Origin of the sequence: Rhodanobacter sp. C01, from assembly GCF_002001045.1 — a bacterium.
Taxonomy (GTDB): domain Bacteria; phylum Pseudomonadota; class Gammaproteobacteria; order Xanthomonadales; family Rhodanobacteraceae; genus Rhodanobacter.
This window is the reverse complement of sequence record NZ_MUNR01000008.1, coordinates 248,191-264,276: the sequence shown is the minus strand read 5'-3', so window position 1 is coordinate 264,276 and position 16,086 is coordinate 248,191. Positions and strand designations below refer to the sequence as shown.

Here is a 16,086-nt window from a genome sequence, read left to right as displayed (position 1 = left end):
ATGCTTCACGGCTGGCGCGGCGGCGGCAGCCAATCACGCACGGTGTGTTTCACCGCGCCGCGCAGATCCATCAGCCGGCGATGGAAGAAATGACCGGTCTCCGGCATGCGCACCAGTTCCGGTGGCACCGCAAGGCTGTCGATCCAGTCGAACACCGCCTGCGGCTCTACCACCTCGTCCTCCTCGCCCATCACCACCAGCCAGGGACAGCCGGGCGGGGTGATCGATTCGAACGACCAGCGGCCGGCTGGCGGGGCAATGCTGATCAGGGCTCTGGCTTGCAGCTTGGCGGCGTTGCGGATGGTGACGTAGCTGCCGAACGAGAAGCCCGCCAACCACAGCGTGTCGTCCGGTCGCACGCGACGTACCCAGGCGACCACGGCGGCAAGGTCATCGCCTTCACCATCGCCATTGTCATACACACCCTCGGAGTCGCCAGTGCCGCGGAAGTTGAAGCGCACAGTGTCCAGCCCGGATTCGCGCAATGAGCGGTCCAGCATGGTCACCACCTTGTTGTGCATGGTGCCGCCCTGCACCGGATTCGGGTGGCAGATCACCGCGACGCCGCGGCGCGCGCAGGCTGGCACGGCGACATCGCTGACGGTTTCGAGCTTGCCGGCAGGGCCGGCGAGCATGAAACTGGCGGCGATCTCGGGAAAGCCGGCAGGTTCGGCGGGGAGCTCGGAGGGATTCATGCATAAGATGATAACCGCCACGGCGATTCGCCGCCGCGGGCACTGTGGATGAACCATCTCGCGCACGTGCTGCTGGCTGGCGACGACGAGGGGTTGCAGCTCGGCGGCATGCTGGGCGACTTCGTGCACGGCCAGCCCGATCCGGAGTTGTTTCCGCCGCAGGTGATCGCCGGTATCCGCCTGCATCGCGCCATCGATGTGCATACCGACGCTCATCCCGAGGTGCTGGCGGCCAAGGCGCTGCTGCCGACGCCGTACCGGCGCTATGCCGGGATCCTGCTCGACATGTGGTTCGACCATTGCCTGGCGCGGGATTTCGCGCGCTGGTGCGCGCAGCCGCTGGACGATTACTCCGATGCCTTGCGTGCGTTGCTGCATCGTCACGATGCCTTGCTGCCGCCGGCGCTGCAGCGGTTTCGCGGTTACATGGAGGCGCATGATTTGCCCGCAGGCTATGCCGATCCCGCACTGCTGGGGCGGGCGCTGGCAGGGATCGGGCAACGCCTGAGCCGGGACAATCCGCTGAATTCGGCACTCCCCGTGCTGGTGGCGCGGGAGGCGGTGTTGCAGGAGCGCTTCGAGGCGTTCTTTCCACAGTTGCGAGAGTTTGCGCGGGAATGGATCGAGGCGCAGGAGAGCAGAAAACCCGCGTGATGTACTCCTGCCCCTGCTTGCAGGGGCGAGTTGCTTTTGATCTTGCCGCAAGCGCGGACAACCCTATTCCGACCTTCCCTCACAAGCAGGGGAAGGGGCAAACGGAAACGCCGCCCGAGGGCGGCGTTTGGTTTTGCTTTCTTGAAGCGAGGGCTTACTTGGCCTGACCGACGATCCAGGTGACGGCAGCCTTGACCTGCTCGTCCGTAAGCGCCGGATTGCCGCCCTTCGGCGGCATGAAGTTGCCGTCCGGGCCGTGATAACCCTCGGTGGCATGCTTGATCAGGGTGTCGAGGCCTTCGGCGATGCGCGGACCCCACATGCTCTTGTCGCCCAGTTTCGGTGCACCGGCGATACCGGCGGTATGGCAGCTGGTGCACAGGTTTTCGTAGATGGTCTTGCCATCGGTGGTGCCGCCGTAGGCGACTTGCGACGCGGCAGCCTTGGCGGCGGCATCGGCAGCGGCCTGCATCGCAGCCCGACCGGTGTTGCCGGCATAGACGGCACCGGCCGGCGCAATCCGCTCGGCGACCTGGGCCGGTTCGTTCGGATTGGTCTCGTGCGGCGCGTGCTCGTAAATCGCCAGGGCGGAGAAGATCAGCACCAGGGTCAGCACCACCAGGCCACTGAGCATGACGGAAAACTGGCGCAGGAAGCTCTGATCGGATTTGCTCATGGGACCGCTCACGCACGTACTCCTGTCAGTGGGCAAGGCGGCAGGGCCACGATGGCCGTCCCGGCATGCCGGATTTGCTTGTACTGAACTACCGATCCGGGAAGTCATTCCGGTGCGGACAGCCATGCTTGCGGGCATGCAGCATGGACACCCCCGCGGCTACCAGACCCGTGGACGGGTCGGGCAGCCAGCCAGTCGCGGATTATAGACGAAGCACGCGGCAAGTTTCAGGCCTCCGTGCCGGGTATCCGGAGGCACCGTCCGGCTTTCATGTGACGTACCGCAGGGCTTGCCAGGCGCCGTGGGGCGGTCGACCCTGCCATCGGTCATGCCCTACCCCTGTCAACCGGCATTGTCCAATTTCGTTCAACTGCCCCTATGCTTTCACCCGAGTGAGGAGTCGGTCGGACTTTGTCCCCGCGGGTGGAACCGACAAACTCCATACATATCAGATATGCATACTGCGTGATGGTGTGCCGAGTGGCCGCGCGGTTTCAGTTAAGTCCAGGAGTTTCACATGTCGCGTTTTTGGAAGATCGCTTTGATCGTGATTGCGGTGATCGTGGTGGCGGCGATCGGCTTCAGGCTGTTGCACAAGCCTGCTGCCGAAGGTGCGCATCGCTATGGCAAGCATGCGAACGCAGCCGCGACCACGGACCAGAGCGGCGGACCGGATGACAAGGACAATGCGCCGGTGCCGGTCACGGTCGAGCCGGTGGTCAGCCAGAACGTGCCGATCTACCTGACCGGACTCGGTACCGTGCAGGCGCTCAACACCGTGACGATCAATCCGCAGGTCGCCGGCGAGATGATGAGCATCAACTTCAAGGAAGGCCAGGAAGTGAAGAAGGGCGATCTGCTGGCGCAGATCGATCCGCGCACCTTCCAGGCAGCCTATGACCAGGCCGTCGCCAAGCAGAAGCAGGACCAGGCTTCGCTGGCCACCGCGCAGAGCACGCTCAAGCGCAACCAGGCGCTGGTCGCCAGCGGTTACGTGGCAGCACTGGACATGGATACCTACCGCAACAACGTGGGCCAGCTGCAGGCGGCCGTGAATGCCGACGAGGCGAGCGTGCGCTCGAGCAAAGTGCAGCTGGACTACACCCGCATCATCGCGCCCTGCGACTGCGTCACCGGCATCCGCAGCGTGGATCCGGGCAATGTGGTGACCACCACCACGGCGATCGTCACGCTGACCCAGGTGCATCCGATCTACGTGATCTTCTACCTGCCCGAGCAGAACCTGGAAACCGTGCGCACGGCGTTCAAGGGTGGCGCCCAGCTCGAGGTGGCGGCGCTGGATCGCACCGACGCCCATCCGCTGGCCAACGGCGGCGTGTTGCAGGTGATCGACAATCAGATCGACACCAGCACCGGCACGTTCAAGCTGCGCGCGCAGTTTCCGAACGCGGACGGCACCCTGTGGCCTGGCCAGTTCGTCAACGTGCAGCTGAAGGTACGCACCGATGCCGGTGGCCTGGTGATTCCGGCGCAGGCGGTGCAGCGTGGTCCGGACGGCGACTATGTGTACCTGCTGCAGGACGACAAGACGGTGAAGATGCAGCCGGTGACGACGGCCAATGAAGTGGGCGCCAGCCACGTGATGATCAGCAAGGGTCTGACGGTGGGTGAGCAGGTGGTTACCGAGGGTCAGTTCCGGCTCAAGCCTGGCAGCAAGGTGCAGGCGCTGAAGCCCGGCGAAGTGCCGGCGGCACCCAGCGCGGACGACATGAAGAAAGCCAAGGCGAACGGTCAGAAGGGCGGTGGCCGCCGTGGCGGTTGATGGCAGCGCGGCATCAGGTATGCGCGGGACGCAACCGCGCATGCCGTGGTCTGGCCATGATCGCGGCTGAAGCCGCTCCTACACGTTACGGATAGCCATGGGATTTTCGACACTCTTCATTCGCCGGCCGATCGCCACCTCGCTGTTGATGGTGGCGATCCTGCTGCTCGGCATCCTCGGCTACCGCCAGCTGCCGGTCTCGGCGCTGCCGGAAATCGAGGCGCCCAGCCTGGTGGTGAGCACGCAGTATCCGGGTGCCAGCGCCGCCACCATGGCCTCGCTGGTCACCACGCCGCTGGAGCGCAACCTCGGCCAGATCTCCGGCCTGTCGATGATGACCTCCGATTCGTCGGCCGGCCTGTCGACGATCGTGTTGCAGTTCAACATGGATCGCGACATCGACATCGCGGCGCAGGATGTGCAGTCCGCGTTGAACCAGGCGCGCGGCACGCTGCCAAGCACGCTGCCGTATCCGCCGGTCTATAACCGGGTGAACCCGGCCGACGCACCGATCCTCACGCTGGAACTCACTTCCGACAGCCTGCCGTTGCGCGACGTCAACAACTACGCCGATTCGATCCTGGCGCAGAAGCTGTCGCAGGTGCAGGGCGTCGGCCTGGTCTCGATCGCCGGCAATGTGCGTCCGGCCGTGCGCGTGCAGGTGAATCCGGCGCAGCTGGGCAACCTCGGCCTGACCATGGAGGACGTGCGCAGCGCGCTCACCGAGGCCAACGTGAATGCGCCCAAGGGCACGCTCAACGGTGCCACGCAGAGCTACAGCATCGGTACCAATGACCAGCTGGCCACGGCCGAGGAATACAAGAGCACCATCATCAGCTACCAGAATAATTCGGCGGTGCGTCTGTCCGACGTGGCGAACGTGGTCGACGGCGCGGAGAACGACCAGCTCGCCGCATGGGCGAACGGCAAGCCGGCGGTGCTGCTGGATATCCGCCGCCAGCCCGGCGCGAACATCGTGCAGACGGTGGAGTCGATCCGGCAGATCCTGCCGCAGCTGCGCGCAGTGCTGCCGGCCAACGTGCACCTGGACGTGTTCGCCGACCGCACCGTGACCATCCGCGCGTCGGTGCACGATGTGGAGTTCACCCTGCTGCTGACCATCTTCCTGGTGGTCGCGGTGATCTTCGTGTTCCTGCGCCGGCTGTGGGCCACGATCATCCCATCGGTGGCGGTGCCGCTGTCGCTGCTCGGCACGTTCGGCGTGATGGCGTTCACCGGCATGTCGCTGGACAACCTCTCGCTGATGGCGCTCACCGTCGCCACTGGCTTCGTGGTCGACGATGCGATCGTGATGATCGAGAACATCGTGCGCTACATCGAGCAGGGCAAGGACGGCAAGGAGGCCGCCGAGATCGGCGCGCGGGAGATCGGCTTCACCGTGCTGTCGCTGACTGTGTCGCTGGTGGCGGTGTTCCTGCCGCTGCTGCTGATGCCGGGCGTCACCGGGCGGCTGTTCCACGAATTCGCGTGGGTGTTGACGATCGCGGTGACCATCTCGATGCTGGTGTCGCTGACGCTGACGCCGATGATGTGCGCCTACCTGCTCAAGGCCGACCAGTTGCCCGAGGGCGACGATGCGCACGAGCGCCACGCTGCCAGCGGCAAGAAGAACCTGTGGACGCGCACGGTCAATGTCTACGAGAGCTCGCTGGACTGGGTGCTCGGACACCAGCGTCTGACCATCACGGTCGCGGCGATCACCGTCGTGGTCACCGTGTTCCTCTACATCGTGATCCCCAAGGGCCTGCTGCCCGAGCAGGACACCGGCATGATCACCGGTGTGGTGCAGGCCGACCAGAACGTGGCGTTCCCGCAGATGGAACAGCGCACCAAGGCGGTGGCCGACGCGTTGCGCAAGCAGGATGGCGTAGCGGGCGTGGCGGCCTTCATCGGCGCCGGTTCGGTCAATCCCACACTGAATCAGGGCCAGCTCAGCATCGTGCTGAAGGATCGCGGCGATCGCGCGAACCTGGACACGATGGTGGCGAACCTGCAGGCGGCGGCGGCCGGTATCCCGGGTGTCGCGCTGTACCTCAAGCCAGTGCAGGACGTGACGCTGGACAGCCAGGTGTCGGCCACCGAGTACCAGTACTCGCTGTCGGACGTGAACGCCGCCGAGCTGTCCGGCTATGCCAACCAGATGACCCAGGCGATGCGCCAGCGCCCGGAGCTGTCCGACGTCGGCAACAACCTTGCCGATCAGGGCACCGCGCTGAAGCTGACCATCGATCGCGACAAGGCCAGCCGGCTCGGTGTGCCGGTGCAAACCATCGACGACACGCTGTACGACTCGTTCGGCCAGCGCCAGATCTCGACCATCTTCACCCAGCTCAACCAGTATCGCGTGGTGCTCGAAGTGGCACCGGAGTTCCGTACCAGCACGTCGCTGCTGAACCAGCTGGCGGTGAAGAGCAACGGCAACGGCGCACTCACCGGCAGCAATGCGACCAGCTTCGGCCAGGTCGCGTCGAGCAACTCCTCCACCAGCACCGGCATCAATGTCGCCAATACCGGCGTGATCATCGGCAGCGGCAGCATCATCCCGATCGCCTCGCTGGCGAGCTCCGAGATCACCACTGCACCGCTGGTGGTGAGCCACCAGCAACAGCTGCCGGCCGTGACCGTGTCGTTCAACCTGGCGCCGGGCTATTCGCTGTCGCAGGCGGTGGATGCGATCCACGATATCGAGAAGCAGCTGAACTTCCCGCCGCAGGTGCGCGGCCAGTTCATCGGCAAGGCGGCGGAATTCTCCTCCAGCCTGGGTGACGAGGTATTGCTGCTGCTGGCGGCGGTGATCGTGATCTACATCGTGCTGGGTGTGCTGTACGAGAGCTACATCCACCCGCTGACGATCATCTCGACGCTGCCGCCGGCCGGTGTCGGCGCGCTGCTGGCGCTGATCCTGTGCGGCATGAGCCTGTCGGTGGACGGCATTGTCGGCATCGTGCTGCTGATCGGCATCGTCAAGAAGAACGCGATCATGATGATCGACTTCGCGATCGAGGCGAAGCGCACAGGCCTCAACGCGCATGACGCGATCCGCCGCGCCTGCCTGCTGCGCTTCCGCCCGATCATGATGACTACTGCTGCGGCGATGCTCGGCGCGCTGCCGCTGGCGCTGGGCAACGGCATCGGTTCGGAACTGCGCCGCCCGCTGGGTGTGTCGATCGTCGGCGGCCTGCTGCTGTCGCAGCTGGTGACGCTGTACACCACGCCGGTGATCTACCTGTACATGGAACGTTTCTCCGACTGGCTCGCCGCACGCCGCGAGCAACGCGCGCTGCAGCATGCAAACCAGGGCGTGGCGTGACGCCAGCCACCACTCCGCACGACTTTTCCGTGGCCGTGCATGAGTTCAGCTTCAACCGCTCGTCATCGTGCAGCGGTTGAAGTTGTCGCATGCTTGCCGTCCCTTGCGGACAGGAGCACAGGTGCGGATCATCATCCGCTTGCGTCAACTCAACCTTTTCGCGGCTGAGGCGTTGGCAGTGGACTGAGCCCTTTGCGCACTATCCGGCATAACGTCATCCGCACCCTGGTCCAGCTTGATCCATGAATATCTCCGGCCCGTTCATCCGTCGCCCGATCGGCACCTCGTTGCTGGCGATCGGTGTCTTTGTGGTCGGGGTGATCTGTTACGCCCTGCTTGGGGTGTCCGCGCTACCTGACATGCAGTTTCCGGTGATCTTCGTGCAGGCCAGTCAGGCCGGTGCCAGCGCCGGCACCATGGCCTCCACCGTGGCGGCACCGCTGGAGCGCCACCTGGGCCAGGTGCCTGGCATCGATACCATGCGTTCGTCCAGCTCTCTGGGCAGCACGCAGGTATTCCTGATGTTCGATACCGGCCGCAACCTGGACGCCGCCGCGCGCGACGTGCAGGCGGCGATCAACGCGGCGCAGTCGGATTTGCCTTCCGGCCTCAACAGCCCGCCCAGCTACGAGAAGGCGAATCCGAACGACGACCCGATCATCGCCTTCGCGCTGACCTCCGAGACGCAATCCGCGCGCGACCTGTACGACGTGGCCGATTCGCTGCTGGCGCAGCGGCTGCGTCAGCTCGAAGGCGTGGCCTCGGTGGATATCGCCGGTGCGTCGACTCCGGCGGTGCGCGTCGACGTGAACCTGCGCGCGCTCAATGCGATGGGCCTGTCGCCGGACGATCTGCGCAATGCGCTCACCGCGGCCAACGTGACGTCGCCGCAGGGCTTTCTTAGCGATGGCCACACCACGATGGCGGTGACTGCCAACGATGCCCTGCACAACGCCGACGATTTCGCGAAGCTGGTGATCGCCAACCAGAAGGGCGTGGCGGTGCGGTTGTCCGACGTGGCCAAGGTCTACGACGGCACACAAGATGCGTACCAGGCGGCCTGGTTCAGGGGCAAGCCGGCGATCCTGATGTACGTCTACAAGCAGTCCAATGCCAACATCATCGGCACGGTGGACCGGGTCAAGGCGGCGATCCCCGAGCTGCGCAGCTACCTGCAGCCGGGTACCACGCTGACGCCGTATTTCGACGGCACGCCGACCATCCGTGCGTCGCTGCACGAAGTGCAGGCCACGCTGCTGATCAGCCTGGCGATGGTGGTGCTGACGATGGCGCTGTTCCTGCGCCGGCTGGCGCCTACCCTGATCGCCGCGGTGGCGGTGCCGCTGTCGCTGGCCGGTGCGGCCATGCTGATGTACATCCTCGGCTACACCCTCAACAACCTCACCCTGCTCGCGCTGGTGATCGCGATCGGGTTCGTCGTCGACGACGCGATCGTGGTGATCGAGAACATCGTGCGGCATATCGACCAGGGCATGACGCGGATGCAGGCAGCGCTGACTGGTGCGCGCGAGATCGGCTTCACCATCATCTCGATCACCGGCTCGCTGATCGCCGTGTTCATCCCGTTGCTGTTCATGGGCGGCATCACCGGCATGTTCTTCAAGGAATTCACGATGACGCTGGTGGCGGCGATCGTGATTTCGGCGCTTGTCTCGCTGACCCTGACCCCGTCGTTGTGCGGCCACTTCCTCAGGGGGCATCGCGAAGCGGCGGAATCGTCACGCTGGGGCCGTGCGATCGACCGCTTTCACGAGCGCATGCTGGCGGTCTACGTGCGCGCGCTGGATTTCTCGCTGCGGCATGCCCTGCTGCTGTCGCTGACGCCGCTGATCCTGATCGGCGTCACCGTGTTCCTGTTCACCCAGGTCAAGACCAGCCTGTTTCCGCAGCAGGATACCGGCCTGATCCGTGGCCGCGCGACGTCGGGCTCGACGGTATCGTTCCAGGATTCGGTCAACCGCCAGCAGCGTCTGATCGACATGCTGCTCAAGGATCACGACGTTGCCGCGGTCGGCTCGCGGCTGGGCAGCAGTCGCCAGGGTGCCAGCGGCTTCTTCGACATCCAGCTGAAGACCCATGAGGCGGGGCGCAAGGACGATACCTTCGAGGCGCTGGCGCGGCTCAGCGCGAAGGCGGCGAAATATCCGGATCTGAATGTGCGACTGCGTCCGATCCAGGATCTGCCCAGCTTCGGCGGTGGCGGCAGCAGCCAGGGCGCGCAATATCAGATATCGCTGCAGGGCGACGACCTGGTCGAACTGCAGGAGTGGTTGCCCAAGCTGGTGACTGAGCTGAAGAAGAATCCCAAGCTGAAGGATGTCGGCAGCGACGTCGACGATGCCGGCCTCGAGCAGGACATCGTGATCGATCGCGACAAGGCCTCGCGGCTCGGGCTTTCCATCGGCACCATCGACGGCGCGCTCTACGACGCCTTCGGCCAGCGCCAGGTGTCGACGATCTACTCCGACCTCAACCAGTACAAGGTGGTGATCAACGCGCTGCCGAACCAGACCGCGTCACCGGCTTCGCTGGACAGCACCTACGTGAAGTCGACCAGTGGCCAGATGATCCCGCTCACCGCGTTCGCGCATCAGAAGGCCGGCCTTGCGCCGACCCAGGTCACCCATGAGAACCAGCAGACCACGATGGATCTCAGCTTCAACCTGGCTCCTGGCGTGAGCATGGGCGAGGCCTTGCAGGTGATCCAGGCCACTGCCGGCAACATGCGCATGCCGGGCGACATCAAGCTCAACGTGGGTGGCGATTTCCGCCGCTTCCAGCAATCGCAGAGCGGCATGCTGTGGCTGGTGCTGGGCGCGGTGCTCACCGTCTACATCGTGCTGGGCATGCTGTACGAGAGCCTGATCCATCCGGTGACGATCCTGTCCACCCTGCCGGCGGCGGGTGTCGGTGCGCTGCTGGCGTTGTGGTTCACCAACACCGACCTGTCGGTGATTGCGCAGATCGCGCTGGTGCTGCTGATCGGCATCGTCAAGAAGAACGCGATAATGATGATCGACTTCGCCCTCGTCGCCGAGCGCGAGCATGGCAAGAACCCGATGGATGCCGCGCGCGAGGCGTGCATCGTGCGCTTCCGTCCGATCATGATGACCACCATGGTCGCCATTCTCGCCGCGCTGCCGATCGCGATCGGCCTCGGCGAAGGTTCCGAGCTGCGCCGTCCGCTCGGTATCGCCCTGATCGGCGGCCTGCTGATCTCGCAAAGCCTGACCCTGCTGAGTACGCCGGCCCTGTACGTGATCTTCTCGTGCCTTGCGGCCCGCTGGAGCAGCTGGCGCCTGAGCCGGCAGGAACGTGCGCGCTCGCGTCGCATGATCGGCGTGCGGGGTTGAGGCACAGGCTGTACGCGATCCTGACATGAGTTGCCGGGTGCTTGTAAGCGAGGCTTTGCCTTCATGCACACGGCTTGTTAACGGCAGGACGGTTATCACTGACCCCGATTCCAGGCGCAAGCCTGATCGCTTTTCCCGAGGCAGGAGGTTTCAGATGAAGATGACTCGCCAGATCCTGATGTATGCGGCTTCTGCCGTCGCCGTGCTGGCCTTGAGCGCGTGCGGCAAGAACGATGAATCGTCCCCGCAGGTACCGGCCACGCCACCGCCGGCCGCCACCGCGGCATCACCGGCCACACCGCCACCAGCGCCCGCTGCCACCACCCAGCCACCGGCAAGCAGTGGCACCGCCATGGCGCCCATGAACAGCGGCTCGACCGCGCCGCCGCCAGCCAGTACGGCAGGGCATTGATGCGCCGTCACTGATGGCCGAAACCCGCCGAAGGCGCATCCTTCGACGAGCATAGTGATTGATGATGTGGTCAGAACAGGAGCGCAGCCAAGCCGCGCTCCTGTTCTGTTTCTGTGTGCGCTTGATTGAGACACGACTGCGATTGATGGCGAACTGCTCCCTTCGGGCCAGTAACCCCGTGGTCCGGAACTGGAGTGAGGCTGCCCGGCAGGGCTTGCCGATGCCCCATACGCCGATGCATGTAGCAAGCCTGTGCCCGCGTGCGCTTTCCCCTCTCCGCTGAAACCGCGACAATGGGAGGCTTTCGTGTACTCCGATCAACCTTGTCGGGGCGCCCGCAAGATTCGGTCGCCACACGCATGGCGTATGCCATGCCATTCGGCCCGACCCGGATCGCAGCCCGCATCCCTGATTGCCGCAGCAGAGAGGTTCACGCACACCATGTCCACCACACCAAAGATCATCTACACGCTGACGGATGAAGCGCCGTTCCTGGCCACGCAGTCGCTGCTGCCGATCATCGACGCCTACACCGCCACGGCGGGTATCGCGGTGGAGACCCGCGACATCTCGCTGGCCGGGCGCATCATCGCGCTGTTCCCGGAGCTGCTGAGTGACGGGCAGAAGATCCCCGACGACCTGGCCGAGCTGGGCCGGTTGGCCACCACACCGGAGGCCAACATCATCAAGCTGCCCAACATCAGCGCGTCGATGCCACAGCTGAAGGCCGCAATCAGCGAGTTGCAGCAGCAGGGTTATGCGCTGCCGGACTATCCCGAGGCACCTAAGGACGTGAATGACTGGAACGTCAAGGCACGCTACGACAAGGTCAAGGGCAGTGCGGTGAACCCGGTGTTGCGCGAGGGCAATTCCGACCGCCGCGCGCCGCTGTCGGTGAAGAACTATGCGCGCAAGCATCCGCACAAGATGGGTGCGTGGAGCAGTGAGTCGAAGACCCACGTGGCGCACATGGACGGCGGCGACTTCTACGGCAGCGAGCGTTCCGCGCTGATCGACAAGGCCGGCAATGTCGGCATCGAATGGTTCGGCAAGGATGGCAGCCACACCGTGCTGAAGGAGAAGACACCGCTGCTGGCTGGTGAGCTGATCGATGCCTCGGTGATGAGCCGGCGGGCGCTGGCTGCCTTCGTCGACGCGCAGGTCGAAGATGCAAAGAAGCAGGGCGTGCTGTTCTCGCTGCACCTCAAGGCCACCATGATGAAGGTCTCGGACCCGATCATGTTCGGCGTGGCGGTCACCGAGTTCTACAAGGATGTGCTGGCCAAACATGCCGATGCGCTGAAGGCGGCCGGCTTCAATCCGAACAACGGCATCGGCGACCTGTATGCGCGTATCGCCAGCTTGCCCGCCGGGCAGCAGGCTGCGATCAAGGCCGACATCGACGCCGAATATGCGAAGCGCCCGGCGGTGGCGATGGTGAATTCCGACAAGGGCATCACCAACCTGCACGTGCCCAGCGACGTGATCATCGATGCCTCGATGCCGGCGATGATCCGCGACTCGGGCAAGATGTGGAACGCCGAAGGCAAACTGCAGGACACCAAGGCGGTGATCCCGGATCGCTGCTATGCAGGCGTCTATCAGGCGACCATCGAGGACTGCAAGGCGCATGGCGCGTTCGATCCGGCCACCATGGGCAGCGTGCCGAACGTCGGCCTGATGGCGCAGGCGGCCGAGGAGTACGGCTCGCACGACAAGACCTTTCAGATCGCCGGCGACGGCGTAGTGAAGGTGCTGGACGAAGCGGGCAACGTGTTGCTGCAGCATGATGTCGAAGCCGGCGACATCTGGCGCATGTGCCAGACCAAGGATGCGCCGATCCAGGACTGGGTGAAACTCGCCGTGAGCCGTGCGCGCCTGAGCAACACGCCCGCGGTGTTCTGGCTCGATCCGCAGCGCGCGCACGACGCGCGGGTGATCAGCAAGGTCGAGCGCTACCTCAAGGACCACGACCTCACGGGCCTCGACATCCGCATCATGACGCCGGTGGAGGCTACCCGCCATTCACTGGAACGCATCCGCCAGGGTCTGGACACGATCTCGGTCACCGGCAATGTGCTGCGCGACTACCTCACCGACCTGTTCCCGATCATGGAGCTGGGTACCAGCGCCAAGATGCTTTCCATCGTGCCGCTGATGGCAGGCGGTGGCCTGTTCGAGACCGGTGCCGGCGGTTCCGCGCCGAAACATGTGCAGCAGTTCCTGGAAGAGAACTGCCTGCGCTGGGATTCGCTGGGCGAATTCCTCGCATTGGCCGCCTCGCTGGAACATCTCGGCAACCGCTACAACAATGCCGCGGCCGGCGTGCTGGCGCGTACCCTGGACCAGGCCACCGGCAAGTTCCTCGACAACAACAAGTCGCCTGCGCGCAAGCTCGGCGAGCTGGACAACCGAGGCAGCCATTTCTACCTGGCCCTGTACTGGGCACAGGCACTGGCCGCGCAGGACGACGATGCCGCATTGAAGGCCCGGTTCACCCCGCTGGCCAAGGCGCTGGCAGAGAACGAGGCCACCATCGTCGGCGAGCTCAACGGTGCGCAGGGCAAGCCGGTCGACATCCAGGGTTACTACCACCCGAACCTCGAGCTGGTCAGCAAGGCGATGCGCCCGAGCGGCACCTTCAATGCCGCACTGGCCGCGCTGGGGATGCGCTGACCGCGACCAGCCAGAGCGCTTGTGATGGCAACGGATGAAACGGGGCGCTTCGGCGCCCGGTTTGCTTTCGCATGTCCGCGGAGCTTCGATTCGCGTGGATGCCGCCAGGCAATCTCCGAGTCAGGATCGAGCTGCCACAATGGCAGCTTCGAAGACGGAGTCAGACGGATGCGCCTGCTAGCTGGAATCGTCCTGTTGCTGCTGTGCGGCAGCGCGCCGACATTCGCGCAATCGGCTGCGGCCACCGCACCGCCCGCACCGGCACCATCGGATGTGGCGGATCTTGCCGCCGTGGTGGTCAGTGGCGTGCAGCCGGGCCCAGGCCTATGGAAGGTCAGCAAGGGCGGCCACGTGATGTGGGTGCTCGGCACGCTGTCGCCGCTGCCGGAGAACATGCGGTGGCAATCGCACGAACTGGACCAGGTGATCAGCCAGTCGCAGCAGGTGCTGCTGTCGCCTTCGGTGAAGTTGAAAGCCAACGTCGGTTTCCTTGGCAAGATGTTCCTGCTGCCATCGGCCTACAGCGCACGCAAGAACGATGATGGGCAGACCTTGCAGCAGGTGCTGCCGCCACCGGTGTACGCACGCTGGCAGGTGCTCAAGCAGAAGTACATCGGCGACAACCGCGGCATCGAACGCTGGCGCCCGATCTTCGCAGCGCAGGAGCTTTACCAGAAGGCGATCAAGGCGAATGGCCTGAGCAAGACCGGCGGCATCCAGGCCGACATCGATGCACTGGCCACCCGTTACGGCGTCAAGGAGGTGCCGACGGACTACCAGGTCGTCATCGAGCATCCGGGCGCGGCGCTCAAGGCGTTCAAGAATTCCGCGCCGCACGACACCACCTGCTTCATCCGCACGCTGGACAGCGTCGAGCAGGACATGACGGCGATGAGGGCGCGCGCCAATGCATGGGCCACCGGCGACCTGCAGGCCTTGCGCAAACTGCCCGACAGCGAGCGACGCGACGCTTGCGTTGCGGCCATCGCGGGTGCGGGCTTTGCACGCACGCTGGGGCTGGACGATGTGCCGGCGAAGCAGCGGGCGACATGGCTTGCCGCTGCGCGGACGGCACTCGGCAGCAACGCACAGACATTCGCGATGCTGCCGATGACCGAACTGCTGAAGCCGGACGGCTATCTGGTTGCACTGAAGGCTGATGGCTACCAGGTCGAGTCACCGGAGGATCAGGATGAAGATCCCGCTTCCGATAGCAGTGCCGGCACTCCCGCGCATGCCGGCACCGCGTCGGAATGATCAGATAGCGCTGGCCAGATCCAGTTGCGCGATCTCGTCATGAACCAGCTGCAGGCGGGTGGCACCTGACAACTCGCGCAGCTGTTCGACGCTGGTGGCGCTGACGATCGGTGCAGTGAGCCCGGGTCGCGCGATCAGCCATGCGAGCGCCACCTGGGCCGGTGTGGCGTGGTGGGCTGCGGCGATGGCATCCAGCGCAGCGAGTACCTGCAAGCCGTGCGGATTGAGGTATTTCTTCACCGCACCGCCGCGTGCGTTGCTCTTGGCCAGATCGGCCTCGCTGCGGTATTTGCCGCTGAGGAAGCCGCTGGCCAGCGCGTAGTAACTGATCACGCCGATGTGCTCCGCGCGGATCAGCGGTTCCAGCTCCTTTTCGTAACCGGCGCGGCTGACCAGGTTGTATTCCGGCTGCAGGCTCTCGTAGCGCGGCAAGCCATGTTCCTTCGACACTGCCAGCGCATCGGCAAAGCGTGCGGCGCCGTAGTTGGACGCACCGATCACGCGCACCTTGCCGGCCTCGATCAGCCGTGCGAACGCGCCCAGCGTTTCCGCCAGCGGCACGCTGGCATCGTCCTCGTGTGCCTGATACAGGTCGATGTGATCGGTCTGCAGGCGCTTCAGCGAGCCGTCCACGGCCTGCAAGATATTCGCCGGCGACAGACCGGGATGCTCCGCCCACTTCGCTACCTTGGTGGCGATCACCACCTGGTCGCGCTTGCCCGATTGCTGCAGCCACTTGCCGATGATGGTTTCCGACTCGCCACCGCGATTGCCTGGTACCCAGGCCGAATAAACGTCCGCCGTGTCGATCAGGTTGCCGCCGCCGTCGACGAAGGCATCGAGCAGTTCGAACGAGCGCTTTTCGTCGGCGCTCCAGCCAAATACGTTGCCGCCGAAGGCAAGCGGTGCAACGGACAACGGCGATTTGCCAAGTGGACGCTTGTGCATGGAACACCTCGGATGATCGGAAGCAGCAAGCATGCACGCATCCGGGCAAAAGGAGCGTGATCTATCCGAGGGGTTGCGTGCCGGATGGATTCAGCGCGGCCCGACAAGCCTCGGCCAGACCGCTACGCAGCACATCCGCACGATTGACTTGGGTTTCCTGGGGGTGGGCTTGCGCCGGCCCGTCTCGGTGCACGTATCGGATCGCCAGGGCAGATCGGCGTGCGCGATGTGACCGTGCAGGAACAACAGGTTGGTCCAGAGTGAGCTCATGACGGGATCT

10 protein-coding genes are annotated in these 16,086 nt (G+C 64.7%); 7 read left to right on the top strand and 3 right to left on the bottom strand.

From position 1 onward, the window contains the following. Nucleotides 1–5 precede the first annotated feature (5 nt). Nucleotides 6–695 carry a CocE/NonD family hydrolase gene (locus B0E50_RS05655; protein ID WP_077440210.1) on the bottom strand — a complete coding sequence of 230 codons (690 nt, stop codon included), beginning with the start codon at nt 693–695 and terminating at the stop codon, nt 6–8. A 48-nt stretch (nt 696–743) separates the two neighbouring features. Between B0E50_RS05655 and B0E50_RS05650 the strand changes: the two genes are divergently transcribed. Continuing rightward, nucleotides 744–1,349 (top strand): ACP phosphodiesterase, encoded by a 606-nt coding sequence (locus tag B0E50_RS05650; RefSeq protein ID WP_077440209.1) that lies wholly within the window; start codon nt 744–746, stop codon nt 1,347–1,349. Nucleotides 1,350–1,503: 154 nt separating this feature from the next. Here B0E50_RS05650 and B0E50_RS05645 read toward each other — a convergent pair whose 3' ends face one another. Continuing rightward, the gene (locus B0E50_RS05645) at nt 1,504–2,025 is read right to left on the bottom strand and encodes a c-type cytochrome (RefSeq protein WP_077440208.1); all 522 of its coding nucleotides are present in this window, start codon (nt 2,023–2,025) and stop codon (nt 1,504–1,506) included. 517 nt (nt 2,026–2,542) lie between these two features. Here B0E50_RS05645 and B0E50_RS05640 point away from each other — a divergent pair. The 6 genes from B0E50_RS05640 (at nt 2,543) to B0E50_RS05615 (ending at nt 14,858) form a co-directional block, all read left to right on the top strand. Further along, complete coding sequence (locus tag B0E50_RS05640; RefSeq protein ID WP_077440207.1) at nt 2,543–3,808, top strand: efflux RND transporter periplasmic adaptor subunit; 1,266 nt, start codon at nt 2,543–2,545, stop codon at nt 3,806–3,808. A gap of 97 nt (nt 3,809–3,905) precedes the next feature. Beyond that, entirely contained in the window at nt 3,906–7,139 is a 3,234-nt protein-coding gene (locus tag B0E50_RS05635; RefSeq protein ID WP_077440206.1) for an efflux RND transporter permease subunit, read from the top strand. Nucleotides 7,140–7,381: 242 nt separating this feature from the next. Then, nucleotides 7,382–10,513 (top strand): efflux RND transporter permease subunit, encoded by a 3,132-nt coding sequence (locus B0E50_RS05630; RefSeq protein WP_077440205.1) that lies wholly within the window; start codon nt 7,382–7,384, stop codon nt 10,511–10,513. Between the two features lie 154 nt (nt 10,514–10,667). Continuing rightward, nucleotides 10,668–10,925 (top strand): hypothetical protein, encoded by a 258-nt coding sequence (locus B0E50_RS05625; protein WP_139350761.1) that lies wholly within the window; start codon nt 10,668–10,670, stop codon nt 10,923–10,925. A gap of 441 nt (nt 10,926–11,366) precedes the next feature. After that, a complete protein-coding gene (locus B0E50_RS05620; protein WP_077440204.1) occupies nt 11,367–13,601 on the top strand; it encodes an NADP-dependent isocitrate dehydrogenase in 2,235 nt (744 codons plus the stop codon). 168 nt (nt 13,602–13,769) lie between these two features. Further along, on the top strand, nt 13,770–14,858 hold the full coding sequence (locus B0E50_RS05615; RefSeq protein ID WP_077440203.1) for a TraB/GumN family protein: 1,089 nt from the start codon (nt 13,770–13,772) through the stop codon (nt 14,856–14,858). On the opposite strand, the gene B0E50_RS05610 is transcribed toward B0E50_RS05615, so the two are convergent. Continuing rightward, the gene (locus B0E50_RS05610; protein ID WP_077440202.1) at nt 14,859–15,806 is read right to left on the bottom strand and encodes an aldo/keto reductase; all 948 of its coding nucleotides are present in this window, start codon (nt 15,804–15,806) and stop codon (nt 14,859–14,861) included. Between the last annotated feature and the right edge of the window lie 280 nt (nt 15,807–16,086).

Bases quoted from the DNA above. Each gene is read 5' to 3' on its own strand.
- B0E50_RS05610 (WP_077440202.1), bottom strand. From the start codon at position 15,806: ATGCACAAGCGTCCACTTGGCAAATCGCCGTTGTCCGTTGCACCGCTT.
- B0E50_RS05645 (WP_077440208.1), bottom strand. From the start codon at position 2,025: ATGAGCAAATCCGATCAGAGCTTCCTGCGCCAGTTTTCCGTCATGCTC.
- B0E50_RS05630 (WP_077440205.1), top strand. From the start codon at position 7,382: ATGAATATCTCCGGCCCGTTCATCCGTCGCCCGATCGGCACCTCGTTG.
- B0E50_RS05620 (WP_077440204.1), top strand. From the start codon at position 11,367: ATGTCCACCACACCAAAGATCATCTACACGCTGACGGATGAAGCGCCG.
- B0E50_RS05635 (WP_077440206.1), top strand. From the start codon at position 3,906: ATGGGATTTTCGACACTCTTCATTCGCCGGCCGATCGCCACCTCGCTG.
- B0E50_RS05640 (WP_077440207.1), top strand. From the start codon at position 2,543: ATGTCGCGTTTTTGGAAGATCGCTTTGATCGTGATTGCGGTGATCGTG.
- B0E50_RS05655 (WP_077440210.1), bottom strand. From the start codon at position 695: ATGAATCCCTCCGAGCTCCCCGCCGAACCTGCCGGCTTTCCCGAGATC.
- B0E50_RS05625 (WP_139350761.1), top strand. From the start codon at position 10,668: ATGAAGATGACTCGCCAGATCCTGATGTATGCGGCTTCTGCCGTCGCC.
- B0E50_RS05650 (WP_077440209.1), top strand. From the start codon at position 744: ATGAACCATCTCGCGCACGTGCTGCTGGCTGGCGACGACGAGGGGTTG.
- B0E50_RS05615 (WP_077440203.1), top strand. From the start codon at position 13,770: ATGCGCCTGCTAGCTGGAATCGTCCTGTTGCTGCTGTGCGGCAGCGCG.